Genomic DNA, 22,651 nt, shown 5'->3' with positions numbered 1-22,651 from the left:
TTTCATTTTCAGGCCCCATATCGACTGCAGCGCTTGCCCAACAAATGTCTGCGGGTATGCTGGTCACCTGCCGAGGAGATTGAAAATGGCCTACGATTTTGACCTTTATGTGATTGGCGCCGGTTCCGGCGGTGTGCGGGCTGCGCGGTTTGCCGCCGGGTTCGGTGCGAAAGTGGCTGTGGCCGAAAGCCGCTACCTGGGCGGGACCTGTGTGAACGTCGGCTGCGTGCCGAAAAAATTGCTGGTCTACGGTGCGCACTTTGCCGAAGACTTCGAGCAGGCTTCCGGTTTTGGCTGGGGCCTGGATGAGGCGCAGTTCGACTGGCCGACGTTGATCGCCAACAAGGACCGCGAGATCAATCGCCTCAATGGCATTTATCGCAACCTGCTGGTCAACAGCGGCGTGACCTTGCATGAAGGTCACGCGAAGATCGTCGATCCGCATCAGGTCGAGATCAATGGTGAGCGTTTTACCGCCAGGAACATCCTGATCGCCACCGGCGGCTGGCCGCAGATTCCGGAGATTCCGGGGCATGAGCATGCCATCAGTTCCAACCAGGCGTTCTTCCTCAAGGAGCTGCCCAAGCGGGTGCTGGTGGTGGGCGGTGGCTACATTGCGGTCGAGTTCGCCGGGATCTTCCATGGCTTGGGTGCCAAGACCACGCTGCTGTATCGCGGCGAACTGTTCCTGCGCGGCTTCGATGGTTCCGTGCGCAAGCATTTGCAGGAAGAGTTGACCAAGCGCGGCATGGACCTGCAGTTCAACGCGGACATCGAGCGAATCGACAAGCTGGCCGATGGCAGCCTGAAAGTCACGCTCAAGGATGGTCGCCAGCTGGAAGCCGATTGCGTGTTCTACGCCACGGGTCGTCGTCCGATGCTGGACAATCTGGGGCTGGAAAACACCGGGGTGAAACTCGACAGGAAAGGCTTTGTCGAGGTCGATGAGCTGTATCAAACCGCCGAGCCGTCGATCCTGGCGCTGGGCGATGTGATCGGCCGTGTTCAGCTGACGCCGGTGGCCCTGGCTGAAGGCATGGCGGTGGCGCGACGCCTGTTCAAGCCAGAGCAGTATCGTCCGGTGGATTACAAGATGATCCCGACGGCGGTGTTCAGCCTGCCGAACATCGGCACCGTCGGTTTGACTGAGGAAGAAGCTCGCGAAGCCGGTCACGAGGTGCAGATCTTCGAAAGCCGCTTCCGGCCGATGAAGCTGACCCTGACCGAATGCCAGGAGCGCACGCTGATGAAACTGGTGGTGGACGCCAACACCGACAAGGTCCTGGGTTGCCACATGGTCGGCCCGGAAGCTGGTGAAATCGTCCAGGGCCTGGCGATTGCCTTGAAGGCCGGCGCCACCAAGCGCGACTTCGACGAAACCATCGGGGTGCACCCGACGGCCGCCGAAGAGTTCGTCACCATGCGTACGCCGGTCGCCGGTTAAGCGTCCTTCGCTGCGTCTGCCGCTGCCGCAAGGGTCGCGGCCAGACGTACGCGTTCTTCCAGATCCGCCCGGGTCTTGGCCAGATCCATTTCCAGTGACCTGTTGAGCTGCGACTGCTCGTCGACGTTCTGCTTGAGTGCCTGGCTTTCCAGCAGGGCGACGCGCAGGCGTTCCTGGAGGAGGGTGCGCTCACCGTCGACGCGGGTGGCCTGTTCCAGCAACTGATCCTGACGGGTATTGCTTTGCTTGAGCTGTTCTTGCAGCAGGCTCAGTTCGCGCAGCGTGCCGCGGTTTTCAGTCAGCAAACGTTCGTTGTCGCGGTGCAACTGGGTGATTTCATCCTGACGTACCAGTGCGCTTTGTTGCGCCTGACGCAGTTCCATCTGTATCTGTTGCACCTGGCCTTCGTGGCGACTCATTTCCTGTTCGCGCTGTTCCTTGACCGCATTGCGGTAGTGCTCCAGTGCGTCGCGAGTGTGCAGGTGTTTTTCTTCAAGGGAGCGGATCTGCTCGTCCTTGTCCTTCAAACGCAATTCGAAATCAGCCAGCGCCTGATTCAACCCGGCGTTGCGGGTTTGCTCCGTTTGCAGCATGGCTCGGGTTTCTTGCAGGGCCTCGGATTCCTGAGTCAGCGCCAGGCTTTGAAACTCGTATTGCTGGTGCAGTTCGCTGTTGTCCTCTTGCGCTTCGCCGAGCTGGTTTTCCAGCGCCTTGCGTTGTTCTTCGTACTGCGCGCGCGCCTGGTCGATGGGCTCTTGCGCCTGCTCCTTGAGTCTTTGCGCGAGCCGTGCCACCAGCGCCATCAGTTCGTCGTCGATCGGTTCTGTGGGTGCCTCGACAGGTTCGACCCGGTCATCGAGCTCCTTGAGGTAGCGATGAATCGTGGTTTTCGAGCCGGTATTGCCCATTTCGATGCGTACGGCATCGATGCTGGGGTTTTCGCCGCGGGCGAGGATCGCCAACCGAGCGGCTTGAACCACCGCTTTATTTACACCGCCGCGTGCCATGAGATCTCCCGGGTTTTGATGATGTGGTACGTACCACGTAAATACACATTGTACCATTCAATTTAAAAAGTTAAATGCCGAATGTAACTAACACGGGATATACTGGTATTACCCCGTGTGAGCGAAATTTTTAGGTATTCCTCGCACTGTTTCCGTACACCAACCCTTGTAGGAGCGAGCTTGCTCGCGAAAAACCCGAGAACGCCGCGGGGCACCTGGCAGCCAGCGTTATCGTTGACGACCATCGCGAGCAAGCTCGCTCCTACAGTGTTTTGTGTTTTTCGCGCCAGCGGCCGATACCCCTTGTAGGAGCGAGCCTGCTCGCGAAAAACCCGAGAACGCCGCGGGGCACCTGCCAGCCAGCGTTATCGTTGACGATCATCGCGAGCAAGCTCGCTCCTACAGTGTTTTGTGTTTTTAACGCCAGCGACCGATGCCCCTTGTAGGAGCGAGCCTGCTCGCGAAAAACCCGAGAACGCCGCGGGGCACCTGCCAGCCAGCGTTATCGTTGACGACCATCGCGAGCGAGCTCGCTCCTACAGCGTTTTGTGTTTTTAACGCCAGCGACCGATACCCCTTGTAGGAGCGAGCCTGCTCGCGAAAAACCCGAGAACGCCGCGGGGCACGTGGCAGCCAGCGTTATCGTTGACGACCATCGCGAGCGAGCTCGCTCCTACAGTGTTTTGTGTTTTTAACGCCAGCGACCGATGCCCCTTGTAGGAGCGAGCCTGCTCGCGAAAAACCCGAGAACGCCGCGGGGCACCTGCCAGCCAGCGTTATCGATGACGACCATCGCGAGCGAGCTCGCTCCTACAGTCAGTTAAAACAGGTTCATTTCCTATGAGCGATCTGGATCGCTATCTGCAAGCAGCGACTCGCGACAACACCCGTCGCAGCTATCGGGCGGCCGTCGAGCACTTCGAAGTCACGTGGGGCGGTTTTCTGCCGGCAACCGGCGACAGCGTGGCGCGCTACCTGGTGGCCCATGCCGGCGTATTGTCGATCAACACGCTGAAACTGCGTTTGTCGGCATTGGCGCAGTGGCACAACAGCCAGGGCTTTGCCGACCCCACCAAGGCGCCGGTGGTGCGCAAAGTTTTCAAGGGCATTCGCGCGCTGCACCCGGCCCAGGAAAAACAGGCGGAACCCTTGCAGCTTCAGCACCTGGAACAGGTGGTCAGTTGTCTGGAGCAAGAAGTGCAGACCGCCAGGGCCACAGGCGACCGACCGGGTTTGCTGCGGGCCAGGCGCGACATGGCCCTGATCCTGTTGGGCTTCTGGCGTGGCTTTCGCAGTGATGAGCTGTGCCGGCTTCAGGTGGAACACGTGCAGGCCAGCGCCGGTTCCGGCATCAGTCTCTATCTGCCGCGTAGCAAGAGTGATCGCGATAACCTTGGCAAGACCTATCAGACACCGGCATTGCAACGCTTGTGTCCGGTGCAGGCTTATATCGACTGGATTACCGAGGCGGCTCTGGTGCGGGGGCCGGTGTTCCGTGGCATCGACCGCTGGGGGCATCTGGGCGAGGAGGGCTTGCACGCCAACAGCGTGATTCCGTTATTGCGTCAGGCGTTGGCGCGAGCAGGTATCGCCGGTGAGCTTTACACCAGTCATTCCTTGCGTCGCGGCTTTGCCACCTGGGCGCATCAAAGTGGCTGGGATCTGAAGTCGCTGATGAGCTATGTGGGCTGGAAGGACATGAAGTCGGCCATGCGCTACATCGAAGCCAGTCCGTTTCTCGGCATGGCGCGCATCACGGAAAAGCCCGTGTCACCCTAGATACCGTTTTCTTCTATTAATACAGCTGGCTAATAGCGAAAGCCAATCAGCAGCATCAGGTTTGCCAATGAGCCTTCCGTTCGTCGAGTGGGTAAAGTTCTTTCCATCAACTTCTTAACCCCCTGACGGAGAGTCAACGATGCCTATCATCAACAGCCAAGTTAAACCGTTCAAAGCTGACGCATTCAAAAATGGCGACTTCGTAAAAGTCTCGGACGCAGACCTGAAAGGCAAGTGGTCTGTGGTGTTCTTCTACCCGGCCGACTTCACCTTCGTCTGCCCGACCGAGCTGGAAGACCTGGCTGACAACTACGATGCGTTCCAGAAACTGGGCGTCGAGATCTACAGCGTTTCCACCGACACTCATTTCGCCCACGCTGCCTGGCACAACACTTCGCCAGCCATCGGCAAGATCCAGTACACCATGATCGGCGATCCGACCCACGCGATCTCCCGCAACTTCGACGTACTGATCGAAGAAGCAGGCCTGGCTGACCGTGGCACCTTCGTGATCAACCCTGAAGGCCAGATCAAGATCGTTGAACTCAACGACGGCGGTGTAGGCCGTGACGCTTCCGAGCTGCTGCGCAAGATCAAGGCTGCCCAGTACGTCGCTGCTCACCCAGGTCAGGTTTGCCCGGCCAAGTGGAAAGAGGGCGAGGCCACTCTGGCGCCGTCCCTGGACCTGGTCGGCAAGATCTAAGTCTGTGATCGCACCATCAGGGCGGAACTCCGCACCTACTCGGTAAGCTGCACCGCCCAATTAAAAACGCCCGGGCGAGATTCGCTCGGGCGTTTTTTTATGCCTGCTCTAAATGAATCAGTCAAAAGGAAATCGCCCGTATGTTGGACGCCAATCTTAAAGCCCAGTTGAAATCGTACCTGGAACGGGTCACCCAGCCGATCGAGATCGTTGCCTCCCTCGACGACGGTGCGAAATCCCAGGAAATGCTTGAATTGCTGAAAGACGTTGCCAGTCTTTCCAGCCAGATCACTTTGCTCGACAACGGTGACGATGCACGCAAGCCATCGTTCTCGATCAATCGCCCGGGTGCCGATATCAGCCTGCGTTTCGCCGGCATTCCGATGGGCCACGAATTCACTTCGCTGGTGCTGGCCTTGCTGCAAGTCGGCGGCCACCCTTCGAAGGCCAGTGTCGAAGTGATCGAACAGATCCGCTCGCTCAAAGGCGAGTTCAACTTCGAGACTTACTTCTCGCTGTCCTGCCAGAACTGCCCGGACGTGGTCCAGGCGCTGAACCTGATGGCGGTACTGAACCCGAACATTCGCCACGTCGCCATCGACGGCGCGCTGTTCCAGGCTGAAGTCGATGAGCGCCAGATCATGGCGGTCCCCAGCATCTACCTTAACGGTGTGAACTTCGGCCAGGGCCGCATGGGCCTGGAAGAAATCCTCGCCAAGATCGACACCAGCGGCATCGAACGCCAGGCCGAGAAGATCAGCGCCAAAGAAGCCTTTGACGTGCTGGTGGTCGGCGGTGGCCCGGCCGGTGCTTCGGCGGCAATCTACGCGGCCCGTAAAGGCATTCGCACCGGTGTCGCGGCCGAACGTTTTGGTGGGCAGGTGCTGGACACCATGGCCATTGAGAACTTTATCTCGGTGCAGGAAACCGAAGGCCCGAAGCTGGCCGTGGCCCTTGAAGAACACGTCAAGCAGTACGACGTGGACATCATGAACCTGCAGCGTGCCGACAAACTGGTACCCGGCAAGAATGGCGAGCTGCACCAGATTCACTTCGCCAGCGGCGCATCGTTGCAGGCCAGGACGGTGATTCTGGCGACCGGTGCGCGGTGGCGAGAAATGAACGTTCCCGGTGAGCAGCAATACCGCAACAAGGGCGTGGCGTACTGCCCGCATTGCGACGGCCCGCTGTTCAAGGGTAAGCGCGTGGCGGTGATTGGCGGCGGCAACTCCGGCGTCGAAGCGGCCATCGACCTGGCCGGTATCGTGTCCCATGTCACGCTGCTGGAGTTCGATGTGCAGTTGCGTGCCGATGCGGTATTGCAGCGCAAGTTGCACAGCCTGCCGAACGTCACCGTGATCACCAGTGCGCAAACCACTGAGGTCACCGGTGACGGCCAGAAGGTCAACGGCCTGCGCTACAAGGATCGTCAGAGCGACGAATTGCGCAGCGTGGAACTGGAAGGGATCTTTGTGCAGATCGGTCTGTTGCCCAACACCGATTGGCTCAAAGGCACCATCGAATTGTCGCCCCGTGGCGAGATCATCGTCGACGCTCGCGGTGAAGCGTCGGTGCCGGGTGTGTTCGCTGCCGGTGACGTGACCACGGTGCCGTACAAGCAGATCGTGATTGCAGTGGGCGAGGGTGCCAAGGCTTCCCTGAGCGCTTTCGATCACTTGATCCGGACCTCGGCTCCGGCATAAATCGGACGCTGAAAACAAAAAACCTTGTAGGAGCGAGCTCGCTCGCGATGGTCGTCAACGATAACGCTGGTTGGCAGGTACCCCGCGGCGTTCTCGGGTTTATCGCGAGCAGGCTCGCTCCTACAAGGGGTATCGGCGCCGGCGCTGCAAATACACAACCCTGTAGGAGCGAGCTCGCTCGCGATGGTCGTCAACGATAACGCTGGTTGGCAGGTGCCCCGGGGCGTTCTCGGGTTTATCGCGAGCAGGCTCGCTCCTACAAGGGGTATCGGCGCCGGCGCTGCAAATACACAACCCTGTAGGAGCGAGCTCGCTCGCGATGGTCGTCAACGATAACGCTGGTTGGCAGGTACCCCGCGGCGTTCTCGGGTTTATCGCGAGCAGGCTCGCTCCTACAAGGGGTATCGGCGCCGGCGCTGCAAATACACAACCCTGTAGGAGCGAGCTCGCTCGCGATGGTCGTCAACGATAACGCTGGTTGGCAGGTGCCCCGGGGCGTTCTCGGGTTTATCGCGAGCAGGCTCGCTCCTACAAGGGGTATCGGCGCCGGCTCTGAAAACACAAAACCCCATGATTGATCATGGGGTTTTGTGTTTCACATATTCCAAATGTGGGATTTGTTGTGAGGGTTACAGCGGTGCTGGCTGAATGATCTCGACCCAATAGGCGTCCGGATCCTTGATGAACGCCAGGCTCTTCATGCGGCCATCGCTCAAGCGTTTCTGGAAATCGCAGCCCAGTGCTTCAAAGCGCTCGCAGGCGGCGACGATGTCCGGCACCGAGATGCAGATGTGGCCAAAACCGCGCGGGTCGGTGTTGCCATTGTGGTAGGCGAAATCCGCATCGTTTTCGGTGCCGTGGTTGTGGGTCAGCTCCAGGATGCCAGGGATCGATTTCATCCACTCGGTGCGCGCGGCGACGTCGGCCGGAATCTGGTTCTTGTCCACCAGCGCCAGGAAATACAGGCTGAACTCGGCTTCCGGGAAATCGCGTTTTTCCACCAGGGTAAAACCCAGGATGCGTGTGTAGAAATCCAGGGACTTGGTGATGTCCTTGACCCGCAGCATGGTGTGGTTGAAGACAAATTTCTGTGTAGCGGCGTCCGGTTGGGCGGTGACGCCGGGGAAGGTGTTCAATTCGTGCAGGCTCATGGGCCCTCCGGAAAATATGTGGGCTAACGAATGGCGACAATGATACGCAAGGGTTCGGACATCACCAAACCCAAACAGTCGGCTATTGCCTGACAGCCGGCCTGGGCCCAGACTTTACGGCTTGAACCTTGAGTGCCCATTGCAATGATTCGACTCCGTAACGTGCTGTTCATCCTGCTAAGCGTGCTTTCGCTGGCTGGCGCTGCTCGCGCCGATGCGCCAGTGGTGACCTGGCCGCAAGGCTGGCAGGTCGAAGACGTGCCTGAATCGGCGTCGGGGGTCAGTCGCCAGCGGGCGGTGAAAAATGATCAGGATGGATCGCCGCTCATGGTGATGGAACTGACCATGAGCCCGGTGCAAAGCGATCACCAGGTAAACCTCGAAGGCGTACTGCTGGAGATGCGCAAGTCGGTTCAAAAAGACTTCTTTCAGGGCGGATATCAAAGTGTCTGCACGCGCATTCATTCGACTACGTTGAGTCGATTGGCCGCGCTGGAAACAACCTGCACCATCACGCAAAACGGCAGGCATGTGCTTTCTCAAACATTGGTGGCCGCGGTGGATGCCGATAAGGCCTATGTTCTTTCCTACGCAGGGCAGGCCGAGGCTTATAAGGCGAGCCAGGATGAAATAGACGCTGCCCGTAACAGCTTGAAACTTTAGTAAGCGCCAGTGCTTTTTCGATGCATGAAAAATATTTTAGATATCCAAATGGATTAAGCACAAAGTTGATGGCAGTTAGTAATTGTCGGGTGTCGGCCCCGGGAATTTAGATAGCCCATGAAAAAGCCCTGCATAAGCAGGGCTTTTTTGTCGCCGCGAGAGTTAGCCGCGCAACCAGGAATCAACGGTGGCTGCACCGTACTGTTCTTTCCAGGCTTTCAGGCCGCGGTGGTTGCCGCCCTTGGTTTCAATCAGCTCGCCGGTGTGCGGGTTCTGATAAACCTTGACCACACGGGCGCGGCGGGTTTTAGGGGCGGCTGCCTGCAGCAGACCGGATTTTGCCGGGTTGGGATCGAGAATGGCGATGATGTCGCGCAGGCTCTTGCCATAGGTTTTCATCAAGCCCTGGAGCTTCTCTTCGAATTCGATTTCTTTCTTGAGCCCGGCATCGTTCTTCAGGGATTCCAACTGCTTGAGCTGTTCTTGAAGGGCCTTTTCGGCTGCACGAAATTCAGCGAGTCTGGACAATATCTTTACTCCAATAGTGTGTTTGGTTGATGCCAACCGCAAACAAAGCTATAAGCCAAGAGCCTTGAAGCGACTCGGTGATAGTGGCTCACCTGCCAATTTAGCGCAGGCATGAAAAATTGTAGTAGTTAATTGGCCAAGAGTAAATCCTGTCTTTTTCTTCATGTAACGTCAGTAGTGTTTTGATTCAAATTGGTGCGTGTAATCGTTTGTTTTGGCGATTGAATTCGCGAGTTAATGGTCGCTTAATGCACTAATGAATTCCGTGCCGGGCATGGGTTTTCCGAACAGATAACCTTGCAGGAAGTTGACCTGGTGTCCGCTCAGGTAATCACTCTGTTCGCGGGTTTCGACACCTTCGGCCACCAGGGCAAGGTCGAGTTTGACCGCCAGTTCGATGATGCTGTCGAGGATGTGGCTCGACAGTGTGTCGACGCCGATCGTGGCGACAAAACTCTGGTCGATTTTCAGAAAATCGACATTGAACTGCCGCAGGTAGCCAAGGCTTGAGTGGCCGGTGCCGAAGTCGTCGATGGCGATTTTCACGCCCAGTTCGCGAAGTCGTTCGAACAGTTGCAGGGTGATGGCCGTGGGCTCGATCAATTCACGTTCGGTCAGTTCCAGTACCAGATGGATCGAGCCTGGCTCGAACGCATCGAGAAACTCGCGGCAATCCTTGACCAGTTCCAGGTCCTGGCAATGGCTGGCGGTGATGTTGATGCCAATGTGAAACGGCCTGTTGAAGCTGGCCGATTGCGGTGCGAGCAGGGCGGCGGTTTGTCGCATCAGCGAGCGGGTCATCGGCACGATCAGCCCGGAGTGCTCTGCAAACGGAATGAACAGATCCGGACGCACCAGGCCTTCCTTCGGATGTTGCCAGCGCATCAGCACTTCAGCGCCGGACCAGCTTTTGCTGTCGCCATGCACCACGGGCTGGAAATACGGAATGAACTCTGAAGCTTCCAGTGCTCGCTGCATTTCCTGGGTAGGTGCCGAGGAGCGCTTTTGCAGCACGTGACCTATAGCCCCGGCAATCACACCGAAGAAAATCAGCAGACTGAGCAGCGGCGGATATTCGCTGCGTATGTATCGCCAGATTTCGCCTTTGGGAAAACCGGCTTCCACGGCAAAAGCATAGCGCCCGGAGGTCAAGTGACTTTGCGCAACGGGCAGGTCAGGCGCAGTGCCGGTATGAACCTTGCCATCGGCGGATATCCAGTCCGGGCCAACTTGCAGCACCAGCAAGGTATTGCGACCGATCAGGCGCAGGGTATTAATCAAGTGATAACCATCGAGGGTCGACAGTGCGCCTTTTTTTCCTTCGCTCAGCCGGTACACCAGCACGGCGGTGTTGGGCGTTACCGGATTGCCGCTCAAGAGCCATAAGGCGCCCTGGGTGTAGTCACCGGGGTTGACCTTCTCCTGGTAGTCGCCGAACAGAGAGCTGCAATAGAGGTTGTTGTCCCACACCAGATTGGTTGAACGCACGAAGGGGCGGCGAGTGACCTGCTCGCGCAGCGCCAGTGTGACTTCACCGCAACTCTGGCCTGCCAGCGGCAGCAATTCACGAGCGGCCTGGGCGTTGTTGTCGAGCATCAGATCGAACTGACGAATCGCTTCTTCGGCGGTTTGTTCGGCGTCTTGTTTGAGCGCACGCCCGGCTTGCATGTAAAGAATGGCGGCCCCCAGCAGCACCGGGAGCAAGCCACTGATGAGAGTGACGGCAATTCTTGTGCTGCGACTGCGGTTTTTGGCTTTCAGCGGCATTCGCGAGTCCTGTCACGAAGATGTAAGGCTCTCTATTGATGGCGGGGCAAAACGCCTCCCATGAAGAGTTCGGGTATGGGCCATGATAGTTGGCCGTTGGCGGTTATGCCGCTCAACGCAAGTCAAGGCTTTCGGCCAGCTTGATAAAGGCCAGTGTCGCGGGTGATGCCTGGCGTCGATCGAGCACCGCCAGGCCGACCTGGCGCAACACCGCCGGCGACAGCGGTTTTTTCACGCAGCGGCGGTCAATCTGATTAGGCAATGAACCTTCGGCAACCACCGTCACCCCGTCGCCACGAGCGACGACATCCAGGGTGCTGATCAACTGCGAGCAGCGATAACGGATATTGGGCGTCAGTCGGGCCACTGTGAACAGACGTGAAACCAGCTCCGAAGAGCCGGCCTCGGTCAGCACGAACGGGAAGTCGCACAGATCCTTCAGGCTCAGGCTGTCGTGAACCGCCAGCGGGTGGTCGGAGGGCAGCAGCGCGACCATCTGGTCTTCGATCAGCGCGACCGTGTCGAAACGCTCCTCGGGCAACACCACAAAGCCTATGTCGATCCGCCGTTCCTCCAGCCACTGGAGTACCTGACGGTCGGGGCCTTCGTCGATATGCACTTCGATGCCGGGATGGGCGGCGCGGTACTGCTGCAGAATCAACGGCAGCAATTTGATCGATGAAGTCGGGCCGAAGGAGCCGATTCGCAGCGTGCCGCGTTTCATGCCCCTGGCATCGGCCGCTTCCTGGCGCAGGGTGTTGGCCAGGCCGAGCATCGCCCGGGCGCGCAGCAACAACTGCTGGCCAATGTCGCTCAGTTCGACCTGAGATTGATGCCGGCGCAGCAGTTCGACACCCAACTCCAACTCCAGGGACTTCAAGGCATGGGACACGGCCGATTGGGAAATACCCAAGCGATTGGCCGCTGCCGTGAAGCCGTGGAGTTCGGCCACGAGGGAGAAAATCTCCAGTTGAGTGAGGGTCATGAGTGTTTGCTCATTTTACGATGACTGGGTATTAACCGAATGATACGGCATCTCTCCGACATCCGGTCCTGGAATCTATGACGATCTGCGAGCAAAGCCTGTCAAAACCATCGGATCTTCCGGTGTATCTGAAACTGGCGGCGGTCACCATGGTGTGGGGTGGCACCTTCGTTGCCGGACGCTATCTGGCCGGCAGCCTCAGCCCACTACTGGCTGCAAGCGTGCGGTTTCTGCTGGCCAGCGTGGCGTTGCTGCTGTTTATACGCATGGCACGGACACCGCTGGTCCGGCCCAGCCCCCGGCAATGGCTGCAATTGTCATTGCTTGGCTTTTTCGGGATATTTTTTTACAACCTGTGCTTCTTTTATGGCCTGCATTACATCAACGCTTCGCGGGCATCCTTGATCGTGGCGCTGAATCCGGCGGTGATCGGCCTGGCTTCCTGGCTGCTGTTCAAGGAGCGTTTGAATCGGGCGAAAGTCGTCGGCATTGCGATCTGCGTGGCGGGCGCGAGCATGGTGATCGTCAGTCGCGACCCGCAACTACTGGCCGGCGGCGCCGATGTCTGGCTCGGCGATTTGCTGATTTTCGGCTGTGTCCTCGGCTGGGGTGTCTACTCGCTGTTCTCCAAAGAGCTGAATCACACCCTGGGCCCGGTGCAAACGGTGACCTATTCGATCCTGCTGGGCACCGTCATGCTCTGGATGACCTGCATCGTGCGCGGCAAGGTGAGTGTCGCCGCGATCGCCCAGTTGGGTACGGAGCAATGGTTGAGCCTTTTGTACCTGGGCGTGCTGGGGTCGGCGCTGGCGTACATCGGCTACTACGACGGCATTCGCAAAATCGGTGCGACCCGTTCCGGGGTGTTCATTGCCTTGAACCCGTTGACGGCGGTGATCCTTGGCGCGCTGCTGCTGGATGAGCCGCTGACGCTGGCCATGTGCCTGGGTGGCGGGCTGATACTGGCGGGGATTTTCCTCTGCAACAAACCCCTTGCGCGGGCATGGAAAAAGGGGATTTGATACAGAAGGCGGACAAACTGATTTACGCTGTGTAGAATCGGGTTACGCATACAATAATAATCGTCTTCTGGCAGCAGAAGCCTCGCCCGCAAGAGCCTTGGGTCGAAAATGAAGATATTCGGGTTTCAACTGATCTACGGTGACTTTCTCGCCCGCAGTGTGCGAGGCATCTCCTGTGCGCCACCCACCGGTCTCAGCATTGCTTACAACTAACCTTTGTTAATTGATAAAAAAATGATGAGGCGCCGACCATGGCAGATTTATACGAAAACCCAATGGGCCTGATGGGCTTTGAATTCATCGAGCTCGCATCGCCGACCCCGAACACCCTGGAGCCGATCTTCGAGATCATGGGCTTCACCAAGGTGGCGACCCACCGTTCCAAGGACGTGCACCTGTATCGCCAGGGCGCGATCAACCTGATCCTCAACAACGAACCCCACAGCGTGGCTTCGTATTTCGCGGCCGAGCACGGTCCGTCGGTGTGCGGCATGGCGTTTCGTGTCAAGGATTCGCAAAAAGCCTACAAGCGTGCCCTGGAACTCGGCGCCCAGCCGATCCACATCGAAACCGGCCCGATGGAACTGAACCTGCCGGCGATCAAAGGCATCGGCGGCGCACCGCTGTACCTGATCGATCGTTTCGGCGAAGGCAGCTCGATCTATGACATCGACTTCGTGTTCATCGAAGGTGTCGACCGCCATCCGGTCGGTGCCGGCCTGAAGATCATCGATCACCTGACCCACAACGTGTATCGCGGTCGCATGGCCTACTGGGCCAACTTCTACGAGAAGCTGTTCAACTTCCGCGAAATCCGCTACTTCGACATCAAGGGCGAATACACCGGCCTGACCTCCAAGGCCATGACCGCACCCGATGGCATGATCCGCATCCCGCTGAACGAAGAGTCGTCCAAGGGCGCCGGGCAGATCGAAGAGTTCCTGATGCAGTTCAATGGCGAGGGCATCCAGCACGTTGCGTTCCTGTCCGATGACCTGATCAAGACCTGGGACCACCTGAAAAGCATCGGCATGCGCTTCATGACCGCGCCGCCGGAGACCTACTACGAAATGCTCGAAGGCCGTTTGCCGAACCACGGCGAGCCGGTGGACCAACTGCAGGCGCGGGGCATTTTGCTGGACGGTTCGTCCGAGTCGGGCGACAAGCGTCTGCTGCTGCAGATCTTCTCGGAAACCCTGATGGGGCCGGTGTTCTTCGAGTTCATCCAGCGCAAGGGCGACGACGGTTTCGGCGAAGGCAACTTCAAGGCGCTGTTCGAATCCATCGAGCGTGACCAGGTGCGTCGTGGTGTTCTCTCCACCGACTAAGCCGTTACACCGATAAAACTGTGGGAGCGGGCTTGCTCGCGAAGGCGTCGTATCAGGCTACTTGAATAGTGACTGACACACCGCATTCGCGAGCAAGCCCGCTCCCACATTTTGTTTTGCGTGTGCTTAAGGTCTGCGCTGCCGGACCAGATGCTTGAACCCTTCAAACACCAGCACCAGCACGGCCATCCAGATCGGGATGTAGGTCAACCATTCCCCGGCCTTGATGCTTTCTCCCAGCAGCAACGCCACGCCCAGCAGCAACACCGGTTCGACATAGCTCAACAAGCCGAACAGGCTGAATGGCAGCAGGCGGCTGGCAATGATGTAGACCACCAGGGCCGATGCGCTGATCACGCCGAGCATCGGGATCAACAGCGATAACCATGGATGCTGTTCAAACACACCAAAACCTTGCGCGCCGCTCTGGACGAACCAGATCGCCACCGGCAGCGTCAATGCCATGTCCAGCCACAAGCCACCGAGGTTGTCCGCCGCCAGTCGTTTGCGCAGGACGAAGTAGGCCGGATAACCCACGCAGACCAGCAAGGTCGCCCAGGAAAAACCACCGACCTGATACACCTCGTTGACCACCCCCAGGCAGGCGAACACCACCGCGACTTTTTGCAGATAGGACAGACGCTCGCCGTAGGCCAGGCGACCGGTCAAGACCATGGTCAGCGGCAGCAGGAAATAACCGAGTGATACGTCGAGGCTGTAGCCGTTCAACGGTGCCCACATGAACAGCCACAATTGCACGCCGAGCAGGGCAGAGGAGGCAATCAGCGCGCCCATCAGTTTTGGATTGGCCATGGCGCGCCGAACGATCTCCAGCACGCGCTTCCACTCCCCGGACACCACCATGAACACGGTCATGCACGGCACGGTCAGCAGCATGCGCCAACCGAAGATTTCCACGCCGCTCAAGGGGCTGAGCAGCGATGTGTAGTAGTACATGACGGCAAACAGCACCGAGGCTGAAACCGATAGAGCGATACCTTTAGACAAGCTGTCCTCGCGAGGTTGAAGGTGAAACGGGGGGCGGAGGATACGTGGTTTTTGTGCTGAATATTGTCCGGATGATCAATATTTCCAACATCCCCTTGTAGGAGCGAGCCTGCTCGCGATGAACGACCAGACACCGCGGGCAGGCAGGCTCCCCGCGTTATCGTTGACCACCATCGCGAGCAAGCTCGCTCCTACAGTGGTTTATGTTTCTTCAGTTAAGCGGTCTGCGGCCGGAGACAAAATGGCTCACATCATTGAACCCAGGAGTCGACGCATGCCCCGGTGTCACCAGCGAATCGATGAACGCCTCATCCTCGGCCGTGATCGTCACCGCCTGCGCCTTAGTGTAGGCGTCCCATTGCTCTTGCGTGCGCGGCCCGACAATGGCTGAGGTGACGGCGCTGTTGTTCAGCACCCAGGCAATCGCGAACTCGACGATGCCGACGCCGCGTTCCTGAGTGTATTGCTGGATTTGCTGGGCGATGCGCAGGGATTCGACGCGCCATTCGGTTTCCAGGATGCGTTTGTCCTGGCGTCCGGCACGGCTGTTGGCATCAGGTTTCACATCCGGCGCGTATTTGCCGCTGAGCACGCCGCGCGCCAGCGGGCTGTAGGGCACCACGCCAAGCCCGTAGCTTTGCGCCGCCGTGATCTGCTCGGTTTCTGCCTGACGGTTGACGATGTTGTACAGCGGCTGGCTGATCACCGGCCGGTCAACGCCAAGCTTGTCGGCGACGCGAATGACTTCGGCGATGCGCCAGCCACGGTAGTTGGACAGGCCCCAGTAACGGATTTTCCCTTGGCGGATCAAGTCACCGATGGCCGATACCGTGACTTCCAGCGGCGTATTGTGGTCTTCGCGGTGCAGGTAATAGATGTCGAGGTAGTCGGTGCCCAGGCGCGTCAGGCTGGCATCGATGCCATTGAACAGGTGCTTGCGGCTCAGACCGCTGCGGTTGGGAACGCCGTCCACGGGACCGAAGCCGACCTTGGTGGCCAGCACCCATTCATGGCGGCGGCTGGCGATGGCCTCGCCGACGATTTCCTCGGAACGGCCGTTGGTGTAGACGTCGGCGGTGTCGATGAAATTGATGCCCTGGTCCCAGGCCTTGTCGATGATCCGCAGGGAATCTTCGGTGCTGGTCTGTTCGCCGAACATCATGGTGCCCAGGGTCAGGGTGGACACCTGCAGACCCGAATGACCCAGCGTGCGGTAGCTCATGAGCAAATCCTTTTACCAGTGGGAAAGGCTCAATCAGATACCAGAACAGTCGCATGGATCAAACAGAAATATCGAACGCACCAGATCAAATGTGGGAGCGGGCTTGCTCGCGAAGGCGCAGTGCCAGTCAACATATATGTCGTCTGATACACCGCATTCGCGAGCAAGCCCGCTCCCACAGGGGATTTGTGTTGATCAGGTGCGCAGGGTTCGGGTCATGCGCAACGCCAGCAAACTGCCGCAGACAATCACACCCGCCAGCAGGTACAGCGCCGCATCGGTCGAGCCGGTGCTGTCCTTGACCCAACCCACCAGGTACGGGCTGAGGAAACCGGCCATCTGCCCCATCGAGTTGATCAGCGCCAGGCCACCGGCAGCAGCGCCGGCACTGAGCAGGGCGGTCGGCACCGGCCAGAACATTGGCAGGCCGGTAAGGGCACCCATGGTGGCGATGGTCAGACCAAGAATCGCGATAGCCGGGTTGGCGGCGAAGTTCACCGCGATCAGCAGCCCCAGTGCCCCCATCAGCATTGGCACCACCAAATGCCAGCGGCGTTCTTTGCGCAGGTCGGCTGAACGGCCAACCATTAGCATGAATACGGCGGCGAGCAAATACGGAATCGCACTCAGCCAGCCGATCACCAGGTTATCGCTGAAGCCCAGGTTCTTGATGATCGACGGCAGCCAGAAGTTGATCGCATAGACGCCACTCTGGATGCAGAAATAAATCAAACCGAAAGCCCAGATCGCCGGGTTCTTGAACACCGCCAGCAGCGAATCGGTCGTGGTTTTCGGCTTGTTCGCCAGATCTTCGGCGTGGTCGGCTTCCAGCACCGAACGCTCAAACGGAGTCAGCCACTTTGCATTGGCGTAGCTGTCGCTGAGCAGGAAGTACGCCAGCGCACCGAGGATGACGGTGGGAATGCCTTGCAGCAGGAACATCCACTGCCAGCCGGCGAGACCGCCCTGGCCAGCGGCGAAGTGGTTGAGAATCCACCCGGAGAACGGGCTGCCGAGCAGGCCGGATACCGGGATCGCGGACATGAACAAGGCCATGATGCGGCCACGGCGGAAGGTCGGGAACCACTGCGAGAGGTACAGCACCACGCCCGGGAAGAACCCGGCTTCGGCCGCGCCGGTGAACAGGCGCAGGGTATAGAACTCGGTCGGTGTGGTGACGAACAGCAGGCAGGTCGACAGGGTGCCCCAGGCAATCATCATCAGCGCAATCCAGCGCCGCGGGCCGAATTTGGTCAGGGCCAGGTTGCTTGGTACGCCGCACAGCACGTAACCGATAAAGAAGATGCCGGCGCCGAGGCCGTACACGGTTTCGCTGAACTTCAGCGCGTCGAGCATTTGCAGTTTGGCAAATCCAACGTTTACCCGGTCGAGGTAGTTGAACAGGTAGCAGATGAAAATGAAGGGGATCAAACGCAGGGTGATGCGCTTGTAGACGGCGTTTTTATCGTCAGCGATGGCGTCGGACGCTACGGCGCTCTGTGTCATGGCGGCTCTCTCTTTATTATGATTTTTTGCGATGCAAAGGGTAACGTTGATCGCCCAGAGAGTCTCGACCACCCTCAGGGTGGCTGTCTTTGTGCCTGAGCACAGGGTTTGCAACCAAGGCCTGTGCGGGTGAACAACCCGTTCCATCACTGTCTTCAAGGATCACTCGCATGTTCGAACTCGATCACGACCTGGCCCAGGACATCGTCGACCGGGCGATGGCTATCCTGCCGTACAACGTCAACGTCATGGACAGCCAGGGCTTGATCCTGGGCAGCGGCGAACCGGAGCGGGTCAACACCCGGCATGAAGGCGCGCAACTGGTATTGGCCAATGGCCGGGTGGTGGAGATCGATGCGCAGACGGCGATTCATCTCAAGGGCGTTCAACCGGGGATCAACCTGCCATTGATGCTCGATCAGCGCCTGATCGGCGTACTGGGCATCACCGGCGAACCCGAGCAACTGCGCACCTACGCCGAACTGGTGCGCATGACCGCCGAAATGCTGGTGGGCCAGCGCAATCAGCAGGCCGAACAGCAATGGCGGCGCCAGCGCTGCGATGACTTGCTGGCGCTGCTGCTGAGCGAAGCCGGGGATTCTCCACGACTGGTCGATGAAGCGCAGCAGTTGGGCCTCAAACCACAAATGACTCGAGTGCCGTACTTGTTCGAACTGGGCCTGGAGCACGCACCAGGACAAACCGTCGAGGCACTGAGTGCCTGGTTGACGAGCCGTCATCCGGACAGTTGGTGCGTGAGCTCGGCCAAAACCTCGTTGCTCTGGTGCCGGCCGGCGAGCCAGACGGTCGAGAACGAGCGCTTGCTGGACAAACTCGACGGCCTGGGCTGGAACATCCTGCGCATTGCCGTGGGTGGGCAGGCCGATGGACTTTCCGGATTGCGTCGCTGCTATCGCCGGGTCGGTGACTTGCTGGCCTACGGGCGCGAAGTGCTGCCGCGCTCCCGATTGCTGACGCTCAACCGCTATCGGCTGCCGGTGATGCTCTGGCGCCACCGCAACGACGACGCCCTCGACGAATTGCTCAATCCGCTGCGCAAGGTCATTGCCAAAGACAGCAACGGCCAGTTGCTGGCCACCCTGCGCAGCTGGTGCGAACACGACGGCCAGAGCCAGGCCTGCGCCGATGCACTGGGCATTCATCGCAACAGCCTGCGGTATCGCATGGAGCGGATTGCCGAACTCAGCGGAGTTGATCCACTGCGTCTCGATGGCATGCTCGCGTTGTATCTGGGCGTGCAACTGCTGCCCGAGTCAGACTCAATTTCGTGAGCGACAAAATCCCCCTGTAGGAGCGAGCTTGCTCGCGAAAAACCAGAGGACGCCACGGTAAGTCTGATTTCCCGCGTCATCGTTACCCTCCATCGCGAGCAGGCTCGCTCCTACAAGGGATGGTGTGAACGCTCGGGTTTTGTGGAAATGAACAATAATCCTCAACACCGCTTGTGCAGCGGCCCGGCGTTATTGTTCATGGCGGCTGGCAGCATGTGGGCATTGGAACTGGAGAATTCCCATGAAAATCGTGATCGCCCCCGATTCGTTCAAGGACAGCCTCAGCGCCCAAGGCGTGGCCGATGCCATTGCATTGGGATTGGCGCAGGTCTGGCCTGATGCCCAACTGATCAAATGCCCGATGGCCGACGGCGGGGAAGGGACTGTCGAGTCGATCCTGGCCGCGTGCGAAGGCCAGCAGCGCCGCACCCTGGTTCGCGGGCCGCTGGGGGCCACCGTGGAAGCCGCTTGGGGCTGGTTGCCCCAGAGCCACACCGCAATCATCGAAATGGCCGAAGCCAGCGGTTTGCAGTTGGTCCCGGTGGCTCAACGGGATGCGTGCATCAGCAGCACCTTCGGTACCGGGCAACTGATCCGCGCCGCGCTGGATGCCGGAGCGCAACGGGTGATCCTGGCGATTGGCGGCAGTGCGACCAACGACGGCGGCGCCGGTGCCATGCAGGCCTTGGGCGTGAAATTGCTCGACGCCCAGGGGCAGACCCTATCACCGGGCGGCCTCGCCCTTGGGCAATTGGCCCGCGTCGACCTGAGCGAGATTGATCCGCGCCTGGCCCAGGTGCGCTTCGACATCGCCGCCGACGTCAACAACCCGCTGTGCGGACCCCACGGTGCCTCGGCGATTTTCGGCCCGCAAAAAGGCGCCTCGCCCGTGCAGGTCGAGCAACTGGACCGCGCCCTGGGGCACTTTGCCGACCACTGCGCGCGAGCCTTGAACAACGACGTGCGCGACGAGCCGGGCAGTGGCGCGGCGGGCGGCCTGGGGTTTGCCGCCAAGGCGTTCCTCGGTGCGCAATTTACGGCCGGGGTCGAGGTGGTTGCCGAACTGGTGGGGCTGGCCGACGCCGTTGCAGGCGCCGATCTGGTGATCACCGGTGAAGGGCGTTTCGATGCGCAAACCCTGCGCGGCAAGACGCCGTTTGGCGTGGCGCGGGTCGCCCGGGAACACGGCGTGCCGGTCATTGTCATCGCTGGCACGTTGGGCGAGGGCTATCAGGCACTGTACGAGCACGGTATCGACGCCGCGTTTGCCCTGGCAAGCGGGCCGATGACCCTGGAGCAGGCTTGTGCCGAAGCACCGCGCTTGTTGCGTGAGCGGGTGACCGATGTGGCGCGGGTTTGGCGGCTGGCCAGTCGCTGACCTTTCGAACACCCCAATCCCTGTGGGAGCGAGCTTGCTCGCGATGACGGTGTGTCAGCGACATCAATGCTGACTGACATACCGCTATCGCGAGCAAGCTCGCTCCCACAGGTTTTTTGAGTGTTGGCGGACTATTCAGGCGGATCAATCTGATCCAGCACCCGGTTCGCCGCGATCTCCGCCAGCATCACGCTGTTGGAAATCCCCAGCAGCGCATTACGCGATCCGCCGTCCAGATGATCCACCAACTGGTGAACCATCACGTCGACTGAGGCCAGCGTTTCCACCAGGTAAACCATCAGGGTTTCGGTCGTGGCTTCTGGGTTCACGGTGAACAGTGTGCCGGGAGTACGCGGCGTGGCTTTGATATCGGCGATCGAGGGGAAGTGAAAGGCGAGGGCGCGTTCGGCGGCTTCGTTGAGCTTTTTTGAATCGGGTTCGTACGGGGAAACCGAATCGGTGTCCGGCGGGTTGGGTGTGACTTTGAACATAAGCTAGATCCTATTGTGGAGTGCCACCCCTCTTGCGACTGAGCGAAAGGGGAGGCAGCTGTAGGCAGGTTAGTCGACCGGGGATCTAGCAAACCGGCGCGTCCGAAGGCGCCCTGCGCACAGCTACCATCAAGTGCAAGCATGGGAATGCCTGACTGACAGAGCTTGTGCACTTCACTAGAAAACCACCGGGCGACTAAACCCGATCACTGATGAGCAGTGACACGAATCAAGTTACCGATGGCCCCCCAGGCGCACAAGCCGGCGGATTCTGGCGCAAGCGTAGGCAACGGCGCAAGGTCCTGTGGCTTTCATGAAGTAACCTTAAACACCATTAAACACGCGCTCGCGAGGTGCCGTGTTGCGCGATTTGAGATAGGGTTGTGGCCAGGAATACGCGCGACAGGAGAACGCCATGCGCTACTCAGCCTTGACCCAACGAATCGCCGGTGACGGAGCGGCGGCCTGGCAGATTCACGATCGAGCGCTGGCGCTGCGCGAGCAGGGTGTCGATGTCTTGCTGCTATCGATCGGCGACCCGGATTTCGACACCCCACAACCCATCGTCCAGGCCGCGATTGGCAGTTTGCTGGCCGGCGACACGCACTACCCGGCGGTGCGCGGCAGCCAAGGCTTGCGCGACAGCATCGCCCGCCATCATCGCCGGCGCAGCGGCCAGGCCGTGGATGCGCAGCACGTGATCGTATTCCCCGGGGCGCAGTGCGCGGTGTATTCGGTTGCGCAATGCCTGCTCGACCCGGGGGACGAAGTGCTCGTCGCCGAGCCGATGTACGTGACCTACGAAGGTGTGTTCGGTGCCTGCGGGGCGAAAGTGGTGCCGGTGCCGGTGCGCTCGCAGAACGGCTTTCGGGTCGATCCGGCCGATGTCGCGGCACTGATCACGCCGAACACCCGCGCGATGTTGCTCAACAGCCCGAACAACCCCTCCGGCGCCAGCCTGCCGCTGACGGCCTGGAAAGCGCTGGCCGCATTGTGCATTCGCCATGACCTGTGGTTGATCAGCGACGAGGTGTACAGCGAGTTGCTGTTCGAGGGCGAGCACATCAGCCCCGCGAGTTTGCCGGGCATGGCCGAACGCACGGCGACGATCAATAGCCTGTCGAAATCCCACGCCATGAGTGGCTGGCGGGTGGGTTGGGTGATCGGGCCGCACTCCCTGTGTGAACATTTGGTGAATCTGTCGTTGTGCATGCTGTTCGGCATTCCGGATTTCATCCAGAACGCCGCGCAATTGGCGCTGGATGAAAACCTGCCGCACGTGGCGCAGATGCGCGAGGAATATCGCCAGCGTCGCGACCTGGTGTGCGCCAGTTTGAATCTGTGCCCTGGCATCCAGGCAATTCGCCCCGATGGCGGCATGTTCGTGATGGTCGACGTGCGCCAGACCGGGTTGTCCGCCCAGCATTTTGCCGAGCGGCTGCTGGACGGTTATGGCGTGTCGGTGCTGGCCGGCGAAGCCTTCGGGCCGAGTGCGGCGGGGCACATTCGCATCGGTCTGGTGGTGGACCGGCCGAAGCTGGCGGACGCCTGCCGACGTATCGTGATGTGTGTGACGAATATGCTTGAAGGGCGGCGGGCCTGATTTTTTCGTCGCGGTCTTGAGCTCTTCTTCACCGTTTTGAACCCTGCGCCCCCCATCCTTCCTGCGCAGGG

General features: G+C 59.6%; 19 protein-coding genes. 10 read left to right on the top strand and 9 right to left on the bottom strand.

Annotated features, from left to right (window positions below; genetic code table 11):
- Positions 1–85 precede the first annotated feature (85 nt).
- Entirely contained in the window at positions 86–1,444 is a 1,359-nt protein-coding gene (gorA, locus tag KGB20_RS11540; protein WP_090455468.1) for a glutathione-disulfide reductase, read from the top strand.
- Here the strand turns inward: gorA and KGB20_RS11535 are convergent.
- On the bottom strand, positions 1,441–2,451 hold the full coding sequence (locus tag KGB20_RS11535) for a DNA-binding protein (protein ID WP_150814109.1): 1,011 nt from the start codon (positions 2,449–2,451) through the stop codon (positions 1,441–1,443). The genes gorA and KGB20_RS11535 overlap by 4 nt on opposite strands.
- Before the next feature lie 840 nt (positions 2,452–3,291).
- Here KGB20_RS11535 and KGB20_RS11530 point away from each other — a divergent pair.
- The 3 genes from KGB20_RS11530 (at position 3,292) to ahpF (ending at position 6,636) form a co-directional block, all read left to right on the top strand.
- Positions 3,292–4,230, top strand: coding sequence for a site-specific integrase (locus tag KGB20_RS11530; RefSeq protein WP_154947256.1), 939 nt, complete (start codon positions 3,292–3,294; stop codon positions 4,228–4,230).
- A gap of 139 nt (positions 4,231–4,369) precedes the next feature.
- Positions 4,370–4,933, top strand: a complete 564-nt coding sequence (gene ahpC / locus KGB20_RS11525) for an alkyl hydroperoxide reductase subunit C (RefSeq protein ID WP_007975937.1) — start codon at positions 4,370–4,372, stop codon at positions 4,931–4,933.
- Positions 4,934–5,073: 140 nt separating this feature from the next.
- Entirely contained in the window at positions 5,074–6,636 is a 1,563-nt protein-coding gene (gene ahpF, locus KGB20_RS11520; RefSeq protein ID WP_154947257.1) for an alkyl hydroperoxide reductase subunit F, read from the top strand.
- 629 nt (positions 6,637–7,265) lie between these two features.
- Here ahpF and gloA read toward each other — a convergent pair.
- Positions 7,266–7,787 carry a lactoylglutathione lyase gene (gene gloA / locus KGB20_RS11515; RefSeq protein ID WP_154947676.1) on the bottom strand — a complete coding sequence of 174 codons (522 nt, stop codon included), beginning with the start codon at positions 7,785–7,787 and terminating at the stop codon, positions 7,266–7,268.
- A gap of 144 nt (positions 7,788–7,931) precedes the next feature.
- On the opposite strand from gloA, the gene KGB20_RS11510 reads away from it, so the two are divergent.
- On the top strand, positions 7,932–8,450 hold the full coding sequence (locus KGB20_RS11510; protein WP_150814066.1) for a DUF4946 domain-containing protein: 519 nt from the start codon (positions 7,932–7,934) through the stop codon (positions 8,448–8,450).
- A 162-nt stretch (positions 8,451–8,612) separates the two neighbouring features.
- On the opposite strand, the gene KGB20_RS11505 is transcribed toward KGB20_RS11510, so the two are convergent.
- From KGB20_RS11505 to KGB20_RS11495, 3 genes are all read right to left on the bottom strand, one after another.
- Positions 8,613–8,978, bottom strand: coding sequence for a histone-like nucleoid-structuring protein, MvaT/MvaU family (locus KGB20_RS11505; RefSeq protein ID WP_008051761.1), 366 nt, complete (start codon positions 8,976–8,978; stop codon positions 8,613–8,615).
- A gap of 234 nt (positions 8,979–9,212) precedes the next feature.
- On the bottom strand, positions 9,213–10,745 hold the full coding sequence (locus KGB20_RS11500) for an EAL domain-containing protein (protein ID WP_154947675.1): 1,533 nt from the start codon (positions 10,743–10,745) through the stop codon (positions 9,213–9,215).
- A gap of 112 nt (positions 10,746–10,857) precedes the next feature.
- Entirely contained in the window at positions 10,858–11,730 is an 873-nt protein-coding gene (locus KGB20_RS11495) for a LysR family transcriptional regulator (protein ID WP_154859832.1), read from the bottom strand.
- Between the two features lie 77 nt (positions 11,731–11,807).
- On the opposite strand from KGB20_RS11495, the gene KGB20_RS11490 reads away from it, so the two are divergent.
- Positions 11,808–12,752 (top strand): DMT family transporter, encoded by a 945-nt coding sequence (locus tag KGB20_RS11490; RefSeq protein ID WP_154947674.1) that lies wholly within the window; start codon positions 11,808–11,810, stop codon positions 12,750–12,752.
- 251 nt (positions 12,753–13,003) lie between these two features.
- On the top strand, positions 13,004–14,080 hold the full coding sequence (gene hppD / locus KGB20_RS11485; RefSeq protein WP_057714671.1) for a 4-hydroxyphenylpyruvate dioxygenase: 1,077 nt from the start codon (positions 13,004–13,006) through the stop codon (positions 14,078–14,080).
- 126 nt (positions 14,081–14,206) lie between these two features.
- Here the strand turns inward: hppD and rarD are convergent, their stop codons facing one another.
- The 3 genes from rarD to KGB20_RS11465 form a co-directional block, all read right to left on the bottom strand.
- Positions 14,207–15,088, bottom strand: coding sequence for an EamA family transporter RarD (gene rarD / locus KGB20_RS11480; protein WP_150814059.1), 882 nt, complete (start codon positions 15,086–15,088; stop codon positions 14,207–14,209).
- A 211-nt stretch (positions 15,089–15,299) separates the two neighbouring features.
- Positions 15,300–16,310: an aldo/keto reductase gene (locus tag KGB20_RS11475; RefSeq protein WP_154947673.1), complete on the bottom strand. Its 1,011-nt coding sequence runs from the start codon at positions 16,308–16,310 to the stop codon at positions 15,300–15,302.
- A gap of 195 nt (positions 16,311–16,505) precedes the next feature.
- On the bottom strand, positions 16,506–17,816 hold the full coding sequence (locus KGB20_RS11465; RefSeq protein WP_150814056.1) for an MFS transporter: 1,311 nt from the start codon (positions 17,814–17,816) through the stop codon (positions 16,506–16,508).
- A 170-nt stretch (positions 17,817–17,986) separates the two neighbouring features.
- Between KGB20_RS11465 and KGB20_RS11460 the strand changes: the two genes are divergently transcribed.
- Together KGB20_RS11460 and KGB20_RS11455 are read left to right on the top strand one after the other, a co-directional pair.
- A complete protein-coding gene (locus KGB20_RS11460) occupies positions 17,987–19,108 on the top strand; it encodes a sugar diacid recognition domain-containing protein (protein ID WP_057714675.1) in 1,122 nt (373 codons plus the stop codon).
- Between the two features lie 241 nt (positions 19,109–19,349).
- Complete coding sequence (locus KGB20_RS11455; RefSeq protein WP_150814055.1) at positions 19,350–20,486, top strand: glycerate kinase; 1,137 nt, start codon at positions 19,350–19,352, stop codon at positions 20,484–20,486.
- A gap of 131 nt (positions 20,487–20,617) precedes the next feature.
- Here the strand turns inward: KGB20_RS11455 and KGB20_RS11450 are convergent, their stop codons facing one another.
- Positions 20,618–20,977: a DUF6124 family protein gene (locus KGB20_RS11450; RefSeq protein ID WP_150814054.1), complete on the bottom strand. Its 360-nt coding sequence runs from the start codon at positions 20,975–20,977 to the stop codon at positions 20,618–20,620.
- Positions 20,978–21,392: 415 nt separating this feature from the next.
- Here KGB20_RS11450 and KGB20_RS11445 point away from each other — a divergent pair, with 415 nt between their 5' ends.
- Positions 21,393–22,580, top strand: coding sequence for a pyridoxal phosphate-dependent aminotransferase (locus KGB20_RS11445; protein WP_150814053.1), 1,188 nt, complete (start codon positions 21,393–21,395; stop codon positions 22,578–22,580).
- The last annotated feature ends 71 nt before the right edge of the window (positions 22,581–22,651 follow it).

The organism is Pseudomonas sp. BF-R-30 (genome assembly GCF_019956175.1).
Taxonomy (GTDB): domain Bacteria; phylum Pseudomonadota; class Gammaproteobacteria; order Pseudomonadales; family Pseudomonadaceae; genus Aquipseudomonas; species Aquipseudomonas jessenii.
This window is presented reverse-complemented; position numbering and strand designations above follow the sequence as displayed.

Bases quoted from the DNA above. Each gene is read 5' to 3' on its own strand.
- gorA (WP_090455468.1), top strand. From the start codon at position 86: ATGGCCTACGATTTTGACCTTTATGTGATTGGCGCCGGTTCCGGCGGT.
- KGB20_RS11535 (WP_150814109.1), bottom strand. From the start codon at position 2,451: ATGGCACGCGGCGGTGTAAATAAAGCGGTGGTTCAAGCCGCTCGGTTG.
- KGB20_RS11530 (WP_154947256.1), top strand. From the start codon at position 3,292: ATGAGCGATCTGGATCGCTATCTGCAAGCAGCGACTCGCGACAACACC.
- ahpC (WP_007975937.1), top strand. From the start codon at position 4,370: ATGCCTATCATCAACAGCCAAGTTAAACCGTTCAAAGCTGACGCATTC.
- ahpF (WP_154947257.1), top strand. From the start codon at position 5,074: ATGTTGGACGCCAATCTTAAAGCCCAGTTGAAATCGTACCTGGAACGG.
- gloA (WP_154947676.1), bottom strand. From the start codon at position 7,787: ATGAGCCTGCACGAATTGAACACCTTCCCCGGCGTCACCGCCCAACCG.
- KGB20_RS11510 (WP_150814066.1), top strand. From the start codon at position 7,932: ATGATTCGACTCCGTAACGTGCTGTTCATCCTGCTAAGCGTGCTTTCG.
- KGB20_RS11500 (WP_154947675.1), bottom strand. From the start codon at position 10,745: ATGCCGCTGAAAGCCAAAAACCGCAGTCGCAGCACAAGAATTGCCGTC.
- KGB20_RS11495 (WP_154859832.1), bottom strand. From the start codon at position 11,730: ATGACCCTCACTCAACTGGAGATTTTCTCCCTCGTGGCCGAACTCCAC.
- KGB20_RS11490 (WP_154947674.1), top strand. From the start codon at position 11,808: ATGACGATCTGCGAGCAAAGCCTGTCAAAACCATCGGATCTTCCGGTG.
- hppD (WP_057714671.1), top strand. From the start codon at position 13,004: ATGGCAGATTTATACGAAAACCCAATGGGCCTGATGGGCTTTGAATTC.
- KGB20_RS11475 (WP_154947673.1), bottom strand. From the start codon at position 16,310: ATGAGCTACCGCACGCTGGGTCATTCGGGTCTGCAGGTGTCCACCCTG.
- KGB20_RS11465 (WP_150814056.1), bottom strand. From the start codon at position 17,816: ATGACACAGAGCGCCGTAGCGTCCGACGCCATCGCTGACGATAAAAAC.
- KGB20_RS11460 (WP_057714675.1), top strand. From the start codon at position 17,987: ATGTTCGAACTCGATCACGACCTGGCCCAGGACATCGTCGACCGGGCG.
- KGB20_RS11455 (WP_150814055.1), top strand. From the start codon at position 19,350: ATGAAAATCGTGATCGCCCCCGATTCGTTCAAGGACAGCCTCAGCGCC.
- KGB20_RS11450 (WP_150814054.1), bottom strand. From the start codon at position 20,977: ATGTTCAAAGTCACACCCAACCCGCCGGACACCGATTCGGTTTCCCCG.
- KGB20_RS11445 (WP_150814053.1), top strand. From the start codon at position 21,393: ATGCGCTACTCAGCCTTGACCCAACGAATCGCCGGTGACGGAGCGGCG.